The sequence below is a fragment of the Fibrobacter sp. genome, from assembly GCA_012523595.1.
In the GTDB taxonomy this organism is placed as follows: Bacteria; Fibrobacterota; Chitinivibrionia; order Chitinivibrionales; family Chitinispirillaceae; genus JAAYIG01.
In genome coordinates this window covers 1-21,114 of record JAAYIG010000223.1, presented here as the reverse complement: position 1 = coordinate 21,114, position 21,114 = coordinate 1, and the positions used below count along the sequence as shown (strand labels likewise).

At 45.5% G+C, this 21,114-nt stretch carries 21 protein-coding genes; 7 read left to right on the top strand and 14 right to left on the bottom strand.

The genetic code is table 11. The annotated features are described in order from the left end of the window. On the top strand, positions 1 to 282 hold a 282-nt coding region (locus GX089_16040), incomplete at its 5' end, for a LysM peptidoglycan-binding domain-containing protein (GenBank protein ID NLP04005.1). Here GX089_16040 and GX089_16035 read toward each other — a convergent pair. Continuing rightward, entirely contained in the window at positions 283 to 612 is a 330-nt protein-coding gene (locus tag GX089_16035) for an STAS domain-containing protein (GenBank protein ID NLP04004.1), read from the bottom strand. A 377-nt stretch (positions 613 to 989) separates the two neighbouring features. On the opposite strand from GX089_16035, the gene GX089_16030 reads away from it, so the two are divergent. Continuing rightward, the gene (locus GX089_16030) at positions 990 to 1,658 is read left to right on the top strand and encodes a DUF3047 domain-containing protein (GenBank protein NLP04003.1); all 669 of its coding nucleotides are present in this window, start codon (positions 990 to 992) and stop codon (positions 1,656 to 1,658) included. Here GX089_16030 and GX089_16025 read toward each other — a convergent pair. Beyond that, positions 1,655 to 2,530 (bottom strand): TIGR01212 family radical SAM protein, encoded by an 876-nt coding sequence (locus GX089_16025; GenBank protein ID NLP04002.1) that lies wholly within the window; start codon positions 2,528 to 2,530, stop codon positions 1,655 to 1,657. The genes GX089_16030 and GX089_16025 overlap by 4 nt on opposite strands. 65 nt (positions 2,531 to 2,595) lie before the next feature. Continuing rightward, positions 2,596 to 3,663, bottom strand: a complete 1,068-nt coding sequence (locus GX089_16020) for a tetratricopeptide repeat protein (GenBank protein ID NLP04001.1) — start codon at positions 3,661 to 3,663, stop codon at positions 2,596 to 2,598. Positions 3,664 to 3,847: 184 nt separating this feature from the next. Here GX089_16020 and GX089_16015 point away from each other — a divergent pair, with 184 nt between their 5' ends. Together GX089_16015 and GX089_16010 are read left to right on the top strand one after the other, a co-directional pair. After that, on the top strand, positions 3,848 to 5,278 hold the full coding sequence (locus tag GX089_16015) for an adenylosuccinate lyase (protein ID NLP04000.1): 1,431 nt from the start codon (positions 3,848 to 3,850) through the stop codon (positions 5,276 to 5,278). 7 nt (positions 5,279 to 5,285) lie between these two features. Next, on the top strand, positions 5,286 to 6,119 hold the full coding sequence (locus GX089_16010) for a histidinol-phosphatase (GenBank protein NLP03999.1): 834 nt from the start codon (positions 5,286 to 5,288) through the stop codon (positions 6,117 to 6,119). Positions 6,120 to 6,170: 51 nt separating this feature from the next. On the opposite strand, the gene GX089_16005 is transcribed toward GX089_16010, so the two are convergent. The 9 genes from GX089_16005 to GX089_15965 form a co-directional block, all read right to left on the bottom strand. Next, complete coding sequence (locus tag GX089_16005; protein ID NLP03998.1) at positions 6,171 to 6,869, bottom strand: anaerobic ribonucleoside-triphosphate reductase activating protein; 699 nt, start codon at positions 6,867 to 6,869, stop codon at positions 6,171 to 6,173. Then, positions 6,848 to 8,974 carry a ribonucleoside triphosphate reductase gene (locus GX089_16000; GenBank protein NLP03997.1) on the bottom strand — a complete coding sequence of 709 codons (2,127 nt, stop codon included), beginning with the start codon at positions 8,972 to 8,974 and terminating at the stop codon, positions 6,848 to 6,850. Before GX089_16000 ends, GX089_16005 begins: the two co-directional genes overlap by 22 nt. A gap of 167 nt (positions 8,975 to 9,141) precedes the next feature. Then, complete coding sequence (locus tag GX089_15995; protein NLP03996.1) at positions 9,142 to 10,437, bottom strand: hypothetical protein; 1,296 nt, start codon at positions 10,435 to 10,437, stop codon at positions 9,142 to 9,144. Next, entirely contained in the window at positions 10,437 to 12,179 is a 1,743-nt protein-coding gene (locus GX089_15990) for an SH3 domain-containing protein (GenBank protein NLP03995.1), read from the bottom strand. Before GX089_15990 ends, GX089_15995 begins: the two co-directional genes overlap by 1 nt. A 2-nt stretch (positions 12,180 to 12,181) precedes the next feature. After that, positions 12,182 to 12,778, bottom strand: a complete 597-nt coding sequence (pilO, locus tag GX089_15985; protein ID NLP03994.1) for a type 4a pilus biogenesis protein PilO — start codon at positions 12,776 to 12,778, stop codon at positions 12,182 to 12,184. After that, a complete protein-coding gene (locus GX089_15980; protein NLP03993.1) occupies positions 12,775 to 13,398 on the bottom strand; it encodes a hypothetical protein in 624 nt (207 codons plus the stop codon). The genes pilO and GX089_15980 overlap by 4 nt, the downstream gene beginning before the upstream one ends. Further along, positions 13,398 to 14,465, bottom strand: a complete 1,068-nt coding sequence (gene pilM, locus GX089_15975; protein ID NLP03992.1) for a type IV pilus assembly protein PilM — start codon at positions 14,463 to 14,465, stop codon at positions 13,398 to 13,400. The genes GX089_15980 and pilM overlap by 1 nt, the downstream gene beginning before the upstream one ends. A gap of 271 nt (positions 14,466 to 14,736) precedes the next feature. Next, a complete protein-coding gene (locus tag GX089_15970; protein ID NLP03991.1) occupies positions 14,737 to 15,159 on the bottom strand; it encodes a hypothetical protein in 423 nt (140 codons plus the stop codon). A gap of 9 nt (positions 15,160 to 15,168) precedes the next feature. After that, positions 15,169 to 16,299: a PilZ domain-containing protein gene (locus GX089_15965; GenBank protein NLP03990.1), complete on the bottom strand. Its 1,131-nt coding sequence runs from the start codon at positions 16,297 to 16,299 to the stop codon at positions 15,169 to 15,171. Positions 16,300 to 16,672: 373 nt separating this feature from the next. Here GX089_15965 and GX089_15960 point away from each other — a divergent pair, with 373 nt between their 5' ends. Then, positions 16,673 to 16,990 (top strand): hypothetical protein, encoded by a 318-nt coding sequence (locus tag GX089_15960; GenBank protein ID NLP03989.1) that lies wholly within the window; start codon positions 16,673 to 16,675, stop codon positions 16,988 to 16,990. A gap of 8 nt (positions 16,991 to 16,998) precedes the next feature. Next, positions 16,999 to 17,859 (top strand): HDOD domain-containing protein, encoded by an 861-nt coding sequence (locus GX089_15955; GenBank protein ID NLP03988.1) that lies wholly within the window; start codon positions 16,999 to 17,001, stop codon positions 17,857 to 17,859. A gap of 180 nt (positions 17,860 to 18,039) precedes the next feature. On the opposite strand, the gene GX089_15950 is transcribed toward GX089_15955, so the two are convergent. Together GX089_15950 and GX089_15945 are read right to left on the bottom strand one after the other, a co-directional pair. Then, a complete protein-coding gene (locus tag GX089_15950; protein NLP03987.1) occupies positions 18,040 to 18,264 on the bottom strand; it encodes a hypothetical protein in 225 nt (74 codons plus the stop codon). After that, complete coding sequence (locus tag GX089_15945) at positions 18,257 to 19,183, bottom strand: glucosyl-3-phosphoglycerate synthase (protein ID NLP03986.1); 927 nt, start codon at positions 19,181 to 19,183, stop codon at positions 18,257 to 18,259. The genes GX089_15950 and GX089_15945 overlap by 8 nt, the downstream gene beginning before the upstream one ends. Before the next feature lie 145 nt (positions 19,184 to 19,328). Here GX089_15945 and GX089_15940 point away from each other — a divergent pair, with 145 nt between their 5' ends. Beyond that, positions 19,329 to 20,897, top strand: a complete 1,569-nt coding sequence (locus tag GX089_15940) for a hypothetical protein (protein ID NLP03985.1) — start codon at positions 19,329 to 19,331, stop codon at positions 20,895 to 20,897. Positions 20,898 to 21,114: the final 217 nt, after the last annotated feature.

Genomic DNA, 21,114 nt, shown 5'->3' with positions numbered 1-21,114 from the left:
TACATGGTCAGTGATCTCAAGCAGCACACAATTGAAAGAGGAGAAACCCTCTGGGATCTCTGCCACAAGGGCGAAAACATCATTCCCCTGTGGCTTTTAAAAAAATACAACAAAGAGATCGATCTTAACAGGCTTGTACCAGGGACAGTAGTGCAGTTGCCAATTGTATCTGAGAATACCGGAGAGAAGATTAAACCGGCAGGAATCTCCCCTGCTCCATCACAAAAACCATTCTGTTATAACAATTTCCGTGCACTCAGGCCCTTGAGACTGGTACCATGATCATTGCGGAAGATATTGCTCGGAAACATAGATATTGATCACCCGGTCAATATTGAGTGTTTCCAGTATGTCAAACAAACCGGGATCAGGCTCAAGAATGCAGAGTGATCCTCCCTTTTCACGTATCCTTTTGTAACAATCAACCAGCACACTTATCGCCCCGCTGTAAATATAGGAGGCATCACAGAAACTCACCGCTATATGTACTTTTCCACGCCCGAGATAACCGCCAATCAGGTCCTTAAGTTCAGAAAGATTACTGATATTTTTGTTATCTTCCTGGATCCTTAAAACCTGATATTTCCCGTGAGCATATGTTTCAATTTTCACCTTTTTCCCTCCGTGATTGTACTACTGTAAAATTCTACTATTTATGGGATTGGGAGTCAAACCTTAACCATGATCCGCATGATTATGGAATTGTCATGATTTTAAACAGGAAATGGGATTTTTTTATATGAACTCCTGACATGATTGCCATGGGGTTTGGTCAAAGAGGCATCAGAGACGAAGTGAAAATAAACAGATTGCCACTCCGAATTCCTACACGCGGATTGCTAGTAGATTTAAGAGAAGAATCCCCCTCCTGCCCCTTTTATAAGGGGGGCGCTTCCAACGGGGGGATTCTTACACAAATACATAAACTCATTCAACCCCAAGGCAAAATCTTAATGATACCCTGTAGAAAAATGATACCCTGTAGAAATATGTACTCACCTTTATCACTCTTCTCATCAGCACTCCTCCTTCTTTCCTCCATATCCTCAGCTTCGGTTGACACAAAACCACAAACTCTGGTTGTCGACACCTTCTCAGTCACAAAAGGCAACAGAGTACCCTATGGATGGAGGCCAAGCAGAAATGATATCTCCATGTTTTCTGTCAAACAGGAAAATCAGAACTCTTTCACCAGAATCTTCACCAAAGGCGGATGCACCAGCCTCGGAAAACTCTTCAGGTTCTCAGCACAGCAATACCCGCATCTTTCCTGGAAATGGAGAATCAACCAGCTCCCCGATGGCGGCAATGAAACCAGAAAAGACAAAAACGACAGCGGCGCATCTGTGTACATTGTCTTCAAGGGCAACTTCAAACTGAACAATATCCTGAAATACGTGTGGAGTTCTTCACTTCAGGTGGGAACTGTTATCTCCAGCCCCTACAACAAGAACGCCAAAATAATAGTTCTGAGAAGCGGGAATGAAGAGACCGGCAAATGGGTTTCCGAACGTGTCGACATCAGAGCAGACTACAAGCGTCTCTTCGGTAAAGAACCACCGCCGGTAGAGGGAATTGCGATTCTCAGTGATTCCGATAATACCAATTCCATTGCCTCGGCAGACTATGATGATTTCGAAGTGAAAGCGATGAATTAAACTGAGCTGTTTTTAAGGCGATTCTGAATGAAAGCCATTGATGATGCTTTGTCCGCACTCCACAATGGTGCGATCAGCCCCAGTTCAGGCCTGGAGTCTGCCATCAGACGATGGATGAGCTGGTCGGGTCTAAGTAACGGCAGCACATCACAGAGAATCTGTGAATAATCCTCAAGCTCCAGCACACTCAGTTCTCCACTTTTGTAAAGAGCTTCGAGAGCTGTCCCCCGGATGACCATCAACTGATGAATCTTTACTCCGTTTACCGGAAGCTCCGAAATATCTTTCACAGTCTGCACCATCTCCTTTCTACTCTCCCCCGGTAGTCCCATCATAAGATGGGCCGCGGTTTCGATCCCCAGTTTATTCAACCGGTTTACAGTAGCAAAGAAATCCCTGAAAGAATGTCCTCTGTTAATCCTCTCGAGTGTCTTGTCATTTGAACTCTGCAATCCAAGCTCAACACAGAGATAGGCCCTTCCTGCAAGGCTTTCCAGATATTTGTAAACAGATTCGTTAAAACAATCCGGACGTGTTCCGATTGCAAGTCCAATAACCCCGGGAACGGCTAGAAGTGGTTCGTAAACCTCTTTAAGCCGCTCGACTGAACCGTAAGTGTTTGAGAATGGCTGCAGGTATGGAAGAAACGCCTGGAATTTTCCGGTTCCGCATTTTTTCAGTAATTGATCCACTGGAGAGGATTCGTTCAAAGCTGCGGGGCTGAATGACACATTATCACAAAACATACAGCCTTTTGAGCTTATGGTACCATCACGGTTAGGACAGGAAAATCCACCGCTTACAGGCACTTTCAGGACCGGCTTTCCAAACTTTGACTTCAGGTAGTTACGATATGAGCGGTAAGGAATCAACTTGAGATTAAAAAAAAAGGGGAATTGCAGGGGAATTCTCTTTCCCCTGCAGCGAATGATCTGTCTTATTTTTTCTCGGCTCTTTTCTTTGCTTCACTCTTGAGATCAAGGGTGCTGCCGCCATCATCAACATTGAGGTCATTAAGATCTCCCATGACATCGATAGGTGCAGTGTTTATTCTCTGTGTTTCACTGCTCTTCTCTCCCTTGCCAAGTTCTTTCCTGAGATCGTTGATCTGGCTCTTGGTAGTCAGCTTGGTGTCCGAATCATCGGCCTTTTTAGCATTTGCGGTATCACCTTTTTCCAGCAGCTCGATTTTCTCCTTGATCTTCTCTTTCTTCAGTGCGTCATCGGTGTAGATAAGAGATTTTTTCAGAACATCGATTGCACCCGCTTTGTCCCCTTTGTCTTCCAGGGCAAGAGCCAGGTTTTCATAGAAATGTGCACCGTTTGGCTGAACAGTTATCGCCAGTTTATACTCAGAAATGGCCTTCTCCCTGTCATTATCCTTTTTCCAGGCAATATTTCCCAGTTCCCAGTGCGCATCACCATTATTAGGGTTAGCCGCGATTGCCTGCTTCAGATACCCTTTAGCCTCATCGGTTTTCCCCAGAGCAATAAGACATTTGGAAAGATTTGTCAAGGCTTCCTCATTCATACCGTCAAGGGAAATTACCTCCTTATACTGGGCAACCGCCTTGCTGTGAGCATTTGCATTGGCATACATCGCAGCCAGGTTCATACGGGCGGTGATATTCTGCGGATCGAGCTGTACCGCCTGATAAAGTGCGTTTATGGCATCCTGGCTCTTTCCCAGGTTCTCATAGGCAATAGCAAGATTTGCCCAAACCTGGGAATTTCTGGGCTGCAGACGCATAGCTTTTTTGAACTCCTCAACAGCATTTGAGTTCCTCCCCCATCCTAAATAGGCGAAAGCCAGATTAAATTGAGCCTCAAAATTACTGGGCTCCATCTGAATAACCTTACGGAACTGGGTTACAGCCTGGCTGAAAGCGCCATTCTGCAACATCTCCTGTCCGGATAACATCAGACTCTCTATCGACTGGGCCTGAACCTGAACAAAAACCGCCAGCACAATTGTACTGAGTACCTGGATTAGTCGGGACCGCATTTTTCACTCCCTTTTTGAATGTTCAATTAAGCACAGGATGGATTAAGAAAATAACTTTACCAGAATCCCCGTTCAAGTTTTTCCACTGGAAGAGATCTTTGTATCAATAATATAATAGAGCAAAGTGTATTTTTCTTCTTTTTAACCCATTGATCAGAAGGATCTGCCAATGTGTCAGGAATCGATGTACGAGTACCAGAATCCACTGCTGGAACGATATGCTTCTGCGGATATGTCTTTTATCTTTTCTCCACAGAACAAATTCTCCACCTGGAGAAAGCTCTGGGTAGCACTGGCTGAGGCAGAAAAAGAACTGGGACTCTCAATCACCGATAAGCAGATTGAGGAGATGCGATACCATGTCGATAACATAGATTTTGAACTGGCTCGTAACTTTGAATCGAAAACCCGTCATGATGTAATGGCTCATGTATACACATACGGGACCTGCTGCCCTAACGCAAAACCAATAATACACCTTGGTGCTACAAGCGCTTTTGTGGGTGACAATACAGATCTCATCCAGATGAGGAGCGCACTGAAACTGATTCTCTCCCGTCTAAGCGGCCTGCTTCAGGTATTGAGAGATTTTGCTCTGAAATATTCTGATACAGCAACCCTGGGTTTTACCCACTTCCAGCCGGCGCAATTAACAACTGTAGGTAAACGCGCATCCCTCTGGCTTTACGACCTGATGCTTGATTTTCAGGCAATAGAAGACTTCATGAACAATATTCCTTTTCTGGGTGTAAAGGGAACAACCGGTACCCAGGCAAGCTTTCTTGCCCTCTTCGATGGTGACAATGAGAAGGTGAAGGCACTCGATAAAAAAGTTTCTTCCATGATGGGATTTGAGAAGGTAATCCCGGTAAGCGGGCAGACTTACACCCGCAAGCTGGATTTCACTGCCCTTTCTCTTCTCTCAGGTCTTGCCCAGTCGCTCCACAAGATGGCAAACGATATCCGCCTGCTGCAGAATCTCAAAGAGATAGAAGAACCCTTCGAAAAAACCCAGATCGGCTCCTCAGCCATGGCTTACAAACGGAACCCGATGAGATCTGAACGGATGACTTCCCTTTGCAGATATATCATCTCCCTATGCCAGTCTCCAGCGATGACCGCGGCAGAACAGTGGTTTGAGAGGACTCTCGATGATTCCGCGAACAAAAGGCTCACCATTCCTGAAGCATTTCTGGCTGCCGATGCCTGCCTGATGATAGCGATCAATGTGTCCGACGGGCTGGTAGTATATCCCAAAGTCATCTCAAAGCACATCGAGGAAGAACTGCCTTTTATGGCCACAGAAAATATTATCATGGCGGGAGTTAAAAAAGGCGGTGACCGGCAGGTATTGCATGAGCAGATCAGAGTGCATTCCATGGAATCTGCCCGTAAGGTCAAGCTGGAGGGCAAACCCAATGACCTTCTGGACAGAATAGCCTCGGATCCAACTTTCGGCTTGTCAAAGCAGGAACTTGGAAAGCTTCTCGATGTCTCTGAATTTGTGGGAAGGGCACCCTCTCAGGTACGGGAATTCATCGACGAACACATCGATCCTCTACTCAAACATGCTATCCCTCTGGGAATCAACAAAACCGCAACTGTCAATGTGTAAGGGATAGATGAGAGTCGATTACCACGTTCACACCCCCTACTGCGGCCATGCACACGGGAAGATAATTCATTACATCGATTCAGCAATCGAGAACGGGATTCAGGAAATAGGCTTCACTGATCACCTTGGCCGCTATTATCTCACCCCTGCCCAGAAGAGAAGATACTGGGACTGGGGAATGGATGAAAGAGAACTGGTACGCTACTATGCTGAGTTATCCGATCTCCGGGAAATCTACTCAGACCGTATCGCAGTGAAAATCGGGCTGGAAATCGATTACATAGAGGGTGCGGAAGACCTGCTTGCTCCTTTTTTCGACAATTTCACACTTGACTTCTGCCTCTGTTCCATCCACTGTATCCCCAGGTTCGGATGGAAGCATCTATCTGATTACCACGCAAACACCGAAAATTCAGAGGTCTACAAAGAATACTTCCGTCTCTCCAGAGCTGCTCTGAAAAGCGGACTTTTCCACTCTCTGGCACACCTCGATTTCATCTGGAGATACGTAAACTGGCCGGTTAACGAACACGAAGAGATGCTCTCGGAAATCAGCCAGACAGTACAAACTGCACTGCAATCTGACCGATGTATCGAAATCAATGCAAATGGATTCATCTTTTCAAGAGCAAAGGGAAACCAGGATTTCGATCCTTTCGATTTCCTTATCGATCAGATCAGTCAATTCAACGCCCCAATCACGACCGGCTCCGATGCCCACGATCCCAAAATGGTGGCAAAAGCATTTCCTGAAATGATCAATTTTCTCCTCAGCAAAGGAATTACCTCATTCCGGTCATTCTCGGATGGTAAGCCTTCCTCCCATACCCTTTATCCCTGATTAAATCAGGTTAATCAGATTAATCATAGTTTAAGACAAATCCCAATCAGATTAATCAGTGGTCCTGATTTCGCAATAATCGACAACCTCCGCAATCACTTTCCGGAAGGTCTCAATTGTCTCTGTGGTCAGCGGGAGGGTCTCAGCAAAAGATGGATCGAGCAGTGGCACATTCAACTGAACCGGCTGAAGATAAACGCGGTAAATTCCCTTCAGAACTTCAGCCATTTTTCTTATCGATTCATCGTCTGTAATTTTCGGGGCAACTGTTATCCTCACCTCAGCATCCAGCCCCATCGACCTGGCGATCTCCAATGTCTTCTCTATTCTCTCTCTGGTATCGGGCAGGCCGCATCCAAGCAAAGAATACTTATCAAAACTTGTCTTCAGGTCAACAGCCAGATAATCGGGACTGCAACGGATCACCATGTCGGGATTAAGCCCATTTGTGTCGAGTTTTATCTTGAATCCGGCATCGCGAAACAGGGCTATGGTTTCAGGAAGGGAGGCATGAAGAGTGGGTTCTCCGCCGCTGAGTACAACACCTTCGATAGTACCTTTTCTCTTATCAAGATACCCGGTGATTTCAGTCAACGGTATCTCCGGAAGCCGGTTCAGAACAATTTCAGGATTGTGGCAATAGGGGCAGCGAAGATTGCAGCCCCCGAAAAACAGAACCGTGCTGATAGTACCCGGGAAATCAATGAAGGAATACTTCTGCCACGCGATTACACCTGAAGCGGCTGACATTGTTCTTCCGTTTCCGGAACGACCTGGACAGTCTCAGGCACTTTCTTTTCACTGGCTGTAAAGAGCTTCCTCAGCTTGAATTCCGACTTCTTGCCGTTATTCCAGTTCTGGACCGGCCTGTAGTAACCAACGATTCTGGAGTAAACCTCCGTTTCCTCGCTGCAGTTGGGACAGGAGAACTGTTTCCCTTTAAGATACCCGTGATTGTTACAGATGGAGAAAGTCGGGGTTATGGTGAAATATGGAAGTTCATAGTTGCTTGCTATCTTCTGTACAAGCTTCCTTACCATTGCCGGATCATCTATCGATTCCCCGATAAAAGCATGGAAAACCGTGCCACCCGTATACAGCTTCTGGATATCATTCTGCATGTCAAGCGCATCGAACACATCATCAGTAGCATTTACCGGCAGCTGAGTGGAATTGGTAAAGAAAGGATTATCACCGCCCGGGATTAACATGCGGGAAAACTTAACCCTGTCGATCTTGGCCAGCCTGTAGGAGGTACCCTCTCCAGGCGTTGCTTCCAGATTGTATAGATGCCCAGTGTCTTCCTGGTACTTGACCAGCCTGTTGCGCATGTATGTGAGAACCTCCATGGCAAACTCACGTGCTTCCGGCGTGGTCAGGTCTTTGCCCATGAAATTGAGTGCAGACTCGTTCATTCCGATAAGGCCGATAGTGGAAAAATGGTTATTCCAGTGTCTCAGATATCTCTGAGTGTAGGGGAAAAGCCCCTGATCCATCAACTTGGTGATCACTTTACGCTTGATTTCAAGTGAATCACGGGCCACATCCATGAAATGATCCAGTTGCCTGAAGTAATCATCTTTAGTTGATGAAAGGTATCCGATTCTTGGAAGATTGATTGTTACCACACCGATCGAGCCGGTGAATTCATCTGACCCGAACAGGCCTCCTCCCCTGTTACGCAGTTCTCTTTTATCAAGCTGCAGCCTGCAGCACATGGAGCGCACATCTGAGGGATTGAGTTTTGAATTGATAAAATTCTGGAAATAAGGGGTACCGTATTTCCCTGTCATCTTGAAAAGCAGTGTGGCGTTTTCACTCTCCCAGTTGAAATTTCTGGTCAGATTGTACGTAGGAATGGGATAGGAGAATCCGCGCCCGTCAGCATCACCCTCGATCAACACCTCCAGAAATGCCTTGTTGATCATATCCATCTCTTTCTGGAAATCCCCGTAAGTGATATCCAGTGGCTGACCGCCAACTACAGCAGGCTGTTCCCGAAGATCATCGGGAACTACCCAGTCCAGGGTGATATTGGTAAAAGGAGCCTGTGAACCCCATCTTGAGGGAGTATTGACTCCGAAAACAAAAGACTGTATCTGCTGCTTTACTTCTTCGTAAGAGAGATTATCAACCCTCACAAACGGGGCAAGATAGGTGTCGAAAGAGGAAAAAGCCTGTGCTCCAGCCCATTCATTCTGCAGCACACCCAGAAAATTAACCATCTGTTGTACAAGGGTAGAGAGATGCCGGGGAGGTTTTGAGGAGATTTTGTTCTTTACTTTCCCCAAGCCTTCTGCAATAAGCTGCCTCAGTGACCACCCTGCACAGTAACCAGAAAACATGGAGAGATCATGGATATGCATATCCCCGTTGCGATGAGCAGTGGAGATGTCGTGTCCGTAAATATTTTCCAGCCAGTAATTGGCAGTAATAGCCCCGCTGTTGTGAAGGATAAGTCCACCGAGAGAGTAGTTGACATTTGAGTTCTCGTGAACTCTCCAGTCTTCCATCTTGAGATACCCGTCCATGGTGTTGGCTATATCCAGAACCAGATCACGGGTGCTGCGCATCCTCCGATGTTGTTCCCTGTAAAGGATGAAAGCTTTTGCGACACGGGCATGTCCCAGTTCTATCAGTACTTTTTCTACCAGGTCCTGAATCTCTTCGACCGCGGGAATAGAATTGGGATGAAATTTACGGTTCAGAGCTTCTTCAACACTTTTGGCAAGGGAAAGAGCCTGACCAAAATCCTTCCCTCCGACAGACTCTGCTGCCTTGAAAATCGCATTTGCTATCTTGTAATTATCGTAAGGAACAAGCTTTCCGTCACGCTTTCTGATGGTGGAGATCATTAAAACCGCTCCTTCAGGGATCAAAGTGTTATACCACAACCGGTGCTACTACTTAGGAGATGAGTATACAATATATGCCGTGGTGTGTCAAAATAAAAGTGAAAAAAATAAAACTCCGCCACCTTTTTATTACAGGTCGCGAGAGAAACAGGGGGCTGAAGCAATTTTCAGGGATTTGAACCGCTTATCTCCTCTATAGCAGCGGGCAGCTGTTCCGGTGCATTAACCGTTCCGCTCTGAATTACATGAGGAGTGACAAAAATTATAAGATCTTTCTTTTCCACATTCTTCTCAGATCTTTTGAAAAGATTGCCAAGAAGCGGAATATCCTTCAGAAAGGGAATACCCTCATCAACTTTTCTTGTCTCATTGGAAGTCAGTCCGGCGATTACAACTGTTTCTCCGTTTGATACAACGACATTTGTGGTTGCGCTCTGTTCGTTAATAACCGGTTGCCCTTCAACCATGGTGTAGGATTCTTTTTTGGGACTCAGTTCAAGCAGTATTCGCCCCTCTCCGGAGATATGCGGTCTAACAACAAGGGCAGTACCGGCATTTATCATCTGCACCACTGTATTTCCAGCCTCGTCACGCACCTTGACCGGGACCTGCTGTCCCATGAAAATCCTTGCCTCTTTATTATCAATAGTGGTTATCTGCGGTTGTGCTATGATTTCACCCTTATTATCCGTAAAAAGGTACTCAAGAGCGGCGGTAAATTTCTCAGGGCTTATTATGCCATAAGAAAGGCGCTCAATTGCGCCGCTTACGATTCCGGTCTGGGGAAGATGTGATGCCTCAAAGCTGCCGGTTCTGTAGCCGAAGTGGATTCCCATTCTCTGAATCGCCCCTGAACTGACCTCGATAATTTTGCATGAAATCTGGACCTGTGCTACCTCGATGTCAAGTTCCGCTATCATTTTCTTGATCTGTGAGATATGCTCATGGGAATCATAAATTATCACCGAATTGTTGTGCGCTATAAGTGTGATTTTCCCACGTGGTGAGAGAAGCGACTCCACCGATTCCATCACCTCTTTTGCCGGGACATGATTAATCCTGATAAGCTCACGTCTAAGCGGGCTGACATCCTGTGTCGCCTGTATTCCAGTTGCATTTTCAATCTGGCGTTTCATATAATCACTGTTATTCATCACATAAACATAAGAACCTTCATTTGTCGCGGCCAGATTGTGTACTTTGCAGATAATACCCAGTATCTCTCCCCATGATTTGCTGGTAACAGTAAGGGACACCACTCCCTTGACATTTTCACTTACCACTATATCGACTCCGCTGTAGGCGCTCAACTGCTTGAAAACCGATTTGATCTCGGCATCGTGCACCTCGAAGAAATCTATAATCCTGTCCTGTGAAGCAGCCGGAGCCTTTACAGAGCCCTGTGCCACAGCCAGGGAACAGACCGCTACAACCAGTATCTTTGTTCTAATTCCCGCTTTCATCAATTCCCCGCTTCCTGCCGTGAATTACTATTAAGGCGCATGGTATAAGACCGGGAAATCCCGTACTCTGTCAACAGAAACACAACCTTGTCCTTATAGATTTTAAGCACTTTTCCATGATCGATCTGGTCTTCTTCTCTCAGCGCAAACGGTCTTCTGTTATTCACCCTGTCCTCAAGCAGAGCCAGACGGTCTGTGTTGTCAAACAATATACCTACAAGTTTCAGATTCTCCACAAAAGGTTTGCCCCCGTGTGATACGGAGTCTTTTTTAAGCGCAACAAAGGGATCCCTTCCGAAAGCGCTGTATTTTATTACCCTGGTTCCGGGAGTGTGCGCTGCCAAAACAGAATCGGCTATTGATTCTATTTTTTTTGGACTTTGACTTTCCGCCACCTGAGGCTCTTCCGGCCTGCTCTCCTGAACAGGCTGCACTCTGGAAGCCTTTATCCTTTCCCACTGGCCTTGAGAAACTTTGCTGCTATCAACGACAAATCTCCCCAGCACCCATCCCTTACCCTTATCACTTGAGAAACAAACCCAACCATTCTCCTGTTTCTCAAAATTCAGAAATTCTCCGATCTCAAGCCTTCCGGAAACCGCTCCGCTCATCGATGGAGCATTGCGATAATTTACCCTGTCTGCAACTACAACCAGAGTCTTCCGCGTATTTACCGGCAGCTTTTTCTCTTCCGGCGCCGGGGAAACACTGCCGGATACAACAGGCGGCTGTTTCTTTTCAGGCATGCTGGATTCTGCTCGTTCATTTACATTGAATGTCGATCCGATAGCCTGCCGAGATTCAACATCCTTTACCGCCCTCTCACCCATCGATTTGAGATCCATCGGATATGATGGCAGGGTGTAAAATTCATAATCCCACTCAACTCCTCTCTGAGAAGACCACAGAGAAGCCTTCCGGACTTCCGGCAGAAAAGTAAATAAAGAAAACGCGTTCTCCTGGCTGCTTGCAATACCGGGTGTACCGGATGCGGCTTTTTTATCGAGCCTGATAACAGCACCAAGAAAGGTGTTCTCACCTATCTTCTTTTCGCGAAGATCTATTCTTTTGTAAAGACTTCCGTCCGGGAGTACAAAAGACTGTTTTCCCAGACCATTAACCGCTGTGCTGAAAAGCACTACAAGTGAATCACCGCTTTTTCTGATTTTACCAGTCACCTGATTATCGAAGAGAAAGGAGAGTTCCCCGACATACTCTCTGCGCAGAAAACGAATCTCTTTCAGGCTGGCGATTCCGGAGGGATCAGCGGAGGCTTTCATGATTCCATGTTCAGTGTCTCCATCCTGCACCGAAGCAGTCCATCTGAACTCCTCTACAGGCTCACTGCTGAGAAGCGCCAGAAACCTGTTGTCTTTCTGCTGGATCTTTATCTTCCCGGAAAGCGGTTTACTCATATTGAGTGTCATCACTACCTGCGAACCATCCTTTTCCTTCACAGTAATCCGCTTTAAAGGAACACCAGGAGGAAATGAATCATAGGAATAAGCCTTGAGACCATAGATACAGTCACTGAAGGTGATGTTTACAGCAGTACTTCCATTCCTGCTGACATTAGCCTTGATGGGAGCATCGCTGCTGATTGAGATTGCGATCCCTCTTGCCCCACCGGCTACTGTCATCTTAGAGATTATCGGAACAGAACCCCACACACAAGCCGCAGCAAACAGCAGGAGCATCAAGCAAGGCAGAACTATTCCGGTTTTTTCTCTTTTCCTGATCATATCTATTTTTTTGACGAAAAAGTTGTCAGTTCAAAAGAGGAAACGATGCTTGGCACAAAAGAATTATCCTCTTCATTTTCCCTGCCCTGCAGACCGGAGCCTTCAGGACTTGTGGAAATGTTTACAGATGTCAAGTTGATTATCAGCGGGAAATTTGCCAGAAAAGCGAAAAATTCCGCCAGTTCATGATATCCGCCTGTAACACTTATATTATAACGATTCTCAACATAATATTCACGTTCCACGTCCGGAAGAGGGTTGAACCTGGTGGTGGTTATGCCAGAAGCTCTGGCTACACTGGTAATCTCCCGTATCAGCTTTGGAATCTCCTTCTGATCCGGAAAGATTGATTTCAGAGAATCAAGTTTGGCCTGTGCGAACTGGAGCTCTTTTTTCAGAGAACTCAACTGTGGCTTGAGTGCCAGCACTGTCCGGAGCGTATCCTGCTTGGCATTGCAGGAGAGCTGAAGCTTTGCCATTTCCTGCTTATTGGGTGTATAGATGTTCTGAAACCATAAATACCCGCCGCCAATACCAATCAGAGCAATCAATGCCGGGATCCGTAAACGTGGATTCTTCAGATCAAACGAAAGTTTCATCTCGCCCTCCCGCCTGAAGCAAGAGTTGAAGAGGGCTCACTTGAATCCCTGAGTTTGACATCGGGGTTAATCACACAGGAGATCGAAAACCTGTAAAGCTTCTGTTTGGGATCGATCTGTTCTATATTGGAAAGATCCACACTGTTTACATATTCACTCTCTTTGAGGCTGGTCATATAATTGGCCACCTCAGGAAAAGAGTAGGTACGCCCCTCCATGTGAAGAACTGGGGGAGTACTATTCTCCTCCTTAACAGATACAAGCCAGGTATACTCCGGAATTCTTCCTGCAAGTTCCTCCATCAGGCGGACCCATTTCTCGCGATTTACATTTATCCTCTCCAGAGCCCTTATTTTCTCTTCAATCTGAATCTTGTCACTTCTGAGACGGTTGATTTCATTTTGAATAGGACGGTTCTGCTGGATCTGCTGATCGAGCGCAGCAATTTCATTTTTAAGCCCGCTGATAGAATTCTGAAGATAGAGACTCATAAAAGCCAGGGAAACAGCAAGGATCGCAAGTCCGATAAGAGGATAAGCGACCTCACGGCCGATCTTTATCGATCTCTTGTGAATCCTGTATTCAGCAGGCAAAAGGTTTATTTCTATGCGCTCTATCATTATCCCTCGACATTCCTCAGAGCGAGTCCTACCGCAACGGTGAGAAGTGCTGAAATATTCTCAGGCTGCATACTCCCGAACAAACCGGGATCATACTGCAGAAAACTGAGGGGATTTGAGGTCTGGACGGAAACCTGATGACGTTTTTCAAGAAACTCTACCAGATTAGGTATGTATGCTCCACCCCCGGACAGAACGATTCTATCAATTGAATCACTTTTTTCAGAGCTTTTGAAATAGGAGAAGGCCAGATCTATTCCTGAGGACAGTTCCTCTGCCGCATATTCTATACCCTGCTTGAATTTGGTAACATCGAAGCTCGATGAGGTACGTCCTTTGATTGCAAGCAAAGCCTCCTCATTTGTAAGACCCAGACTTCGCTGAAGGGTCTTATTGAAGAAATCTCCGGCAGTAGAGATATCTCTAGTGGAATGGTAGACCCCATCTTTGACAAATGTTACATTTGTAAGATCATGCCCGATATTGACCAGAGCTGTAACACCATTCTGGTTCAACCCCCTGGATTCCATGGCGTAGCAGTTATTTATGGCAAAGGCATCCACATCGACTATTATCGGCTTCAAACCGGCATCATAGAGCAGATCTATATAGCTTTGCATGATCTGGTTTTTGGCGGCCACCAGCAGCACTTCTATCTCATTTGTCTCCTGGTTCCTGTGCAGTATCTTGTAATCCAGAGTGATATCATCGACATCAAACGGACTCCTCTGCCCTGCCTCCCACAGGATAAGCTCCTCTGCGTTCTCATTGGGATCGATCTTGAAGTTGAATTTATCGGAGATAATTCCATGCCCCGACATGGAGATGACCACTTCGACTATAGATGGATCACACTGATTAACCAGAGTAGTTACAGCCTCGATAAGCTGTTCTCTCTTCTTTATATCACTGCCCTCAATTGTCCCCGGGAGAATATCCTTTATCCCGGTAGCCTCAAGAACATAGCCATCTTTCCTGTGCACCAGTTTCACAAGCTTGATAGAGTGGTGGCCGATGTCAAGACCGACTGTAGCAGTACCACTCTTTAACTTCTTAAACAGATTCATCAAGCATTGCCTTTATGAAACAATAAGCTATCTCTGATCACTTCATAAAATAATTTAAATAATTGTTCTAACTAATGTAATATAACAACTTACATCTAAATATCTATCAAACAATCGCATCTTTGTCAACAAAAAAAAAGGTAAAAAAAAGTGCAGTTAAAAGCACCCCAATATAGATGAATTAAAAGACTTCCAGACCCCATTATATAGTATAGCCCTGAGGGAAATAAATAATCAATTCCGGAAACACTGCTTTTGCCGGAACCAGGACTCAGTGCATGCTGTGTCTGATCCAGACCGAATCGCCACTCGACATTTCCAGTCTCAGTACACACTCCTTTGTGTCTGTAATGGATTTAATGTGCCCCTCGGATCTGACTGCTAAAAAGATGGTATCACCGCTGAGGAACTGATTGGTTTCCACCCTGTACCACCCGTCTTCATAGGGTGTTTTCTCAATTCCTTTTGTCCAGGATGGTTCCCCGCCTATTTTTTGCAAAGCTTGAAAGAGACCATACTCACTTATGGACAAGGCCTTTCTGTGGTAAATCTGCTGCTTCTGCTGATAGTTGTGAAGCAGAATAAAAATCAATCCTCCTATTGCCACAAGGGTGATAGAGGCAATTATAATCCTTAATACAACTCCGCCTCTCTGACACTGCATTTCATTTACAAAATCAAGTCGCTTATCCATCCTCACCTCTTAACGCCACTGGTTAGCCTGACGCTGCTTTTCAAACACATACTTTGTTATTTTATCACGGTTTCTCTGTTCAAAATTGGTAAACTGGATATGATGTTTATACAAGGTTCCGATCTTTGCCTCAAGCAAGCTTACTCTCAGGACTTTTCCTGTAACTCCCGCAAAGGCTGAATTTGGCAATTGAAAATTCATGGAAATAACATCTCCGGGCACCATCGGCTTTTCGTATACAAAACTCAATCCTCCACCGCTTATATCAGCCATCCTTGAATCCAGAAGCTTTCCAAAATGCAGAGCCCTGTTTTCATCACTCTCTGTCTTTATCAGCCGGAATCTCAGCGGCAGGCTCACTTCCACTCTCACAAATTGTCTCAACTGGTTTCGCCTGATATCCAGAGAGTGGTAAAAATCAACCGATGAGTTGTCCCCGGCCCGGAAAACCGTCACTGATATCCCGTAAACCCCATCATTTCTGCGCGCAAACCCGAGACGCAGATTCTGGCCACGTCCAACCCCCGGCATATCCTCGGCTTCAGGATCGAACTGAATCCGGAAGAAAAATTCTGAATTGTGAACAACCCTTGCTTTGTTGATCAGGGGGTTTTTATTGTCCTTTCCAAAAACCGAAACCATCAGCCCTATCTCAAGATTTCTGGTGGAGACCAGAGGATGCTCCAGGGGCAGATAGGTGAACCCGAGTTTTTTTCTGATACTTGACAGCAGATGATCCTCATCCCCGACCTCCTCCGGAGAGAGATTTCTGCTCATCAGATGTTTTATCTCCGCATCGATGCATCTCTCAAACAGCGTTATTGACTGAAAGATAACATGTGAATGACCGGTATTGTCGTTTTTAAGCAGTTCAAGAAGCCGGGTCCTTTCAATATTATTAAGCTCAGCCTTTTCACAATACTGTTCAAAGAGGTTCTGCTCGAGCTCCTTCTGATCTGCTCTGGCTTTAGCCCTGACATTGAGATGAAGAGCCAGAAGAATACCCAGTCCTGAAAACAGAGCAAGGACAAGCGCGGTAATAATTCCAGCATCAGCGCCTTTCCAGCCGATCTGCTCGATAAGGCTTCTGGAAAAAACCGGAGCACAAAGCAATAGAATGGGAATCAAGACTTTTGTCATGGCATTCCGTATCCGGCAGGTAATTTGTAAATCCTTATCACATCAGAGTATAAACAAGGTGCAGCAATTTGTCCATGGTTTTTTGTGTCTGTCTACCGGTTTTCAACAGGTGATTACATCTCGATTCTCTTTATCCTTATCGGAATCGGCATCGGTGTCGGTATCGGTACCGGTATCAAACACTTTAATACCCCGTCCTTACATTTCCGATTCTTTTCAGATTTTATTGACACATCTCTCTTCTTCATGTTAATTCTAAATACTCAGGTGTACAATAAAATATCAGGGTAATCCTTTAATCAAACTGATCAAGGTTATGATTGATACTCCTTTCACAAGGTTGTATAATTCTGAAAAAGAGTGGTGACACACTATGAAAAAAATACCGGTTTCCGACATTCAGGATGGTATGGTCCTTTCCCGGGAGATCTGCGGTTCCTCAGGTAACATACTTCTCGGCAAAGGCGTCAAACTCTCCACAGCCATGGGGCGAAGATTGACAAACTGGGGAATCCCCTTCGTGTATGTAGAGGGTGAGGAAGAATCTCCGGAGAAGAAGAAAGAAGTTGAAGTATTGCCGGATGAGCTGAAAAATCAGTTGATGCTGAAATTTTCAAACGTCATTAATAACCCGATCATGAAAAAACTTTTCGTTACGGTTTACCAGTACAGACTTCAGAAGAGCAGATAGGAACCACTGTGGCACTGAAAGATTTACAGAAGACCATTGAGAACATCTCCTCGATTTCTACTTTACCGACAGTCATCGAGAGGATAACCCGGCTTCTTCAGAACCCCAAGACATCAGCCGAGGAGATCGGGCGTGCAATCACAACCGACCAGGCACTTGCCTCAAAAGTTCTGAAGCTGGTTAATTCAGCTTTCTACGGCTTTCCCGGACGAATAAGTACTATCACACATGCAATAGTAATCCTGGGCTTTTCAACTGTCAAAAACATCGTGCTCACAGCATCCATACTCGATGTCTTCAGAAGAAAAGGCACCTCTGATCTGGCGGATTTTGACTTCGAGCAGTTCTGGATGCATTCGATCGCCTGCGGCGCAGCTTCTCAATCAATAGCAAAATTCCTGGGCAACAAGGATAAGGAAGAGTGTTTTATCGGCGGCCTGATCCACGACATCGGAAAAGTGATCCTCTGCCAGTTCCTTCCGGCAGATTTCATAGATGCCTACTCGATGAGCAAAAAAGAGGGCATTCTGTTTTATGAGAGTGAAAAAAAGCTCTTCAATATTACTCACGAGGAGATTGGAGGCATGCTGGCTGAACGATGGAATCTCCCCAAAAGTCTTCAGAACGCAATCAAGTATCATCACTGCCCCCTGCCCTCACGTGACTATTACATGAACACTGCGGTTGTACACTGCGCCGATATATTTGTGAGATCTCTTGACTACGGCAATGGCGGGGATGATAAAATTCCCGCAATGGCGGAAAATGTCTGGAAAAATCTGGGTCTTGAAAACACTTCTCTTACTACTCTGTTCGATAACATAGAAGATGAGATCGAAAAGGCAAATGTGTTCATTCAACTGACATAACCACTGAGACCACTGATTAAACTGATTAAGAGGATTACACTGATTTAATTATGGAAAAAGATAACGTTTTTTAATTCGGGGTCGGTATCGGTATCGCTATCGATTTAATTGCGGAGATATTCGATGACAATGCCGATACCGACCTGAAGAACAAATATCGGCACCTTACACACTTGGAGCTCAGCCCTCTTCCTTTTCCTCCTCCTCACTTTCCTCATCCTCTTCAGTAAAGACCAACCGCTCATCTTCGGTGATCTTGAGTCTTTTACGGATATAGCTTCGTCTCTGCTCGCGCCTGAAGAAATCCCCGGGCAAGCGAAATCCCTTCAACAAAATGATCAACACCAGTAATACAAATACTATCGCCACAAGCACTGGTAAGGAAAGATCGGCAAGATTATCCATTGTTAAAATCTCCGGATATGGTTATACGGGCTGGCAGTTCTATTTCCTGACTGAGAGTCTCCTCAAAATTATTATCTCTCACCGTGAGAAGCGTTCTGCTCAGTTCTTTCATGCTTATGACACCCTGTCTCTGGAGTTTCGAGAGAATCACCTGCAAAATATCAAATGAGGTTCTCCCGAGTTCATTGACATTTCTGTTTCTGTGACAGCGTATATCCATGTCTACCTGTGCTATACAGGAAAGACCATACATAGAATACATATCCATGAGAAGACCTATCTCCACACCATACCCCGACCAGAAAGGGAGCTTTTCTAAAAGGGTACGCCTGACAGCGTATTCGCCGGAGAGAGGCTGATAGATCCAGGCCAGGGGAGGAACCAGGGCACTTAGCAGCGGACGGACCAGAATCTCGGTTATTCTCCCTCCCTGATTATCATAAATGTCCGATCCCAGAAGAAGCGGACGCTGGTAGAAAGCCTTGACAAAGCTCAAATTCTCATAACAGAGAAGCGGACCCACAAGCCCGCAAATGAAACGACGGTCAAAATCCAGAATGTCGGAATCAATAAATATTACGATATCTCCGCTGGTGACAAATTGAGACTTCCATAATGAGACTCCTTTCCCTTTCTGGGAAAGCGGCGGACCTGCCTCATCGGGATTGTAAACCCGAGCCCCCTCTTCCCGGGAAATTTCCACAGTCCGGTCCTCCGACAGCCCATCCATAACCACTATCTCATCAACCAGACTGAACTCCTCCATGAAATGCTGCCTGATATAAGAGATTATGGTGCCAATTGTGGCAGCCTCATTGAGAGCGGGAATTACCACACTTATGGATTTATTTCCGGATGCTTTAAATTCAATCAGTTCCTCAATGGAGGCAAAATCACTGCTGTGAAAAGTTGAGATCATAAAACCCTTTATCAGTAAACCGGAAGGTGAAAGGCTGTCCGGGTCTTTTATGCTATGTGAAATAATAATACATTCAGAATACCACTGTTTCCACGGTTTTTTCTGTGCACAATACACAATATACATGTTACAATTGGGATTGATTATGAGGGCTGATAAAGCAAAACTTCACAGATACATCTCTTTCTCCGCCCAGATCATCTTTATCACAACAGTATTCTGTATTCAGGTTCATCTTCTCTCGGAAAGAATAGACCAGAAAACAGTACCTTACGGTGATGAGGGGTCGTGGCTGTCTGTGGCCACCGAGGTGGCCCGCGGCAACGGATTTACCACGCGATGGCTGGAATACCCTTTTCTGAAACCATACGCCATCCCCCGCCCTGATGATTTCAGGTTTCCAGCCCTGACACTTCTATTAGCCGCAGCTTTTCGCATCTTCGGAGTCTCCTACACAACCGGCCTGTGGGTAATCGCATCGATATCACTTATCTTCAATCTCCTTATCTACTTCTCTGTAAAGAAGATTTACGGGAAACCCACAGCCCTTACAGTTTATACTCTCACCGCTTTCTCACTTCTTCAATTGATGTACAGCACTGAGATCTACACTGAGGTGCTCTTTGGCACAATACTGGCCCTTATCGTACTTGTCTCAACGAGAGTGGATAACAGCAAATTGAAATGGTGGATAACAATTGGCCTCCTCACCGGTATCCTTTACCTGGTCAGACCAAATGCCATCCTGTTTATGCCGGCTTTATGCCTGTATTTTTTGTTAATCAGAAAAAACAGGCAGATAAGTTACAAATACTTACTTATTTCAACAGCAATCTTTCTGGTAGTGATCTCTCCGTGGCTAATAAGAAATTATCTGCATTTCGGAAACCCTTTCCATGTTGCAGGATCCGGTGGACTGCTCCGGACCAGTAACAGTGATCCGGCAACTCTTTCCCTCTCCGAGTTTATCAATCTACATGGTATCCAGTTCTTCCTGACATCGATACTTCAGGGACTCCCTCAGCTCTTAAAAAATCTTAACTCTCTCGAACACGGTTCCAATATCATCCCACTCCTTTTATGCCTCATCGCAGCTTTTCGTAAACACCCCTTTTACAACGGATTTATAACCAGTTCCTTCCTTTTTACATTTCTTGCATGTGCCTATACAGCAAGGCTGTATGGATGGGCCGGAGTGAGATATTTCACTCCGTTCCTGCCGTTTGTTTATGCTTACGGAATCTCATACTTCTTCAGAGAAACCAGCTCACTTCTTGAAAGATTTACCGGAAGGAACAGCTATTACATCAAGCTGTACGGAATACCCGCTATTATACTCCTGCTTGGCATTCCACTGATCAATCCGCACCGTTACTATGAGCGGATTTACAAAGCTAAGCCCGGTGACAGCACTTCGGAATACTATTCTGAACTGAACAGACAGATCTCAGGCTCAGACATCTATTACGCAGGGCGTCTGGCACAATTGAACTTTGCAACGAACCTGCGGTGCATAGGGATCCAGTCGCTTTTCGGTGCGGATGATATGATCACAGCCCAGAAACACTTCAATCCGGGGCTTCTTGTTCTTACAAGGAAAGAATTCGATTCGCCCCGCTTTAAGGGGCTGCTCGATACTTTGAGGCTTAATGGATATCAGTGGTCTATTATGTCGGAGAATGATGTTGCTTTATATATAAGTATTACCAATTAATGGCACCCCGGGGTAGCAGGTTTATTTACAAGCAACACCTTTACTTTTGCGTCGTTCCTGCGAAAGCAGGAACCCAGGAAAGGAACTGGATGCCTGTTTTCACAGGCATGATGTCCTGGGTGACTGGTGCTAATTTACAAGCAATGCACTTGTCTCCACATCACTCATGCGAACCCACTGTACGCGAAAACTCCCGCCCCTTCCAGTTGAACTTTCC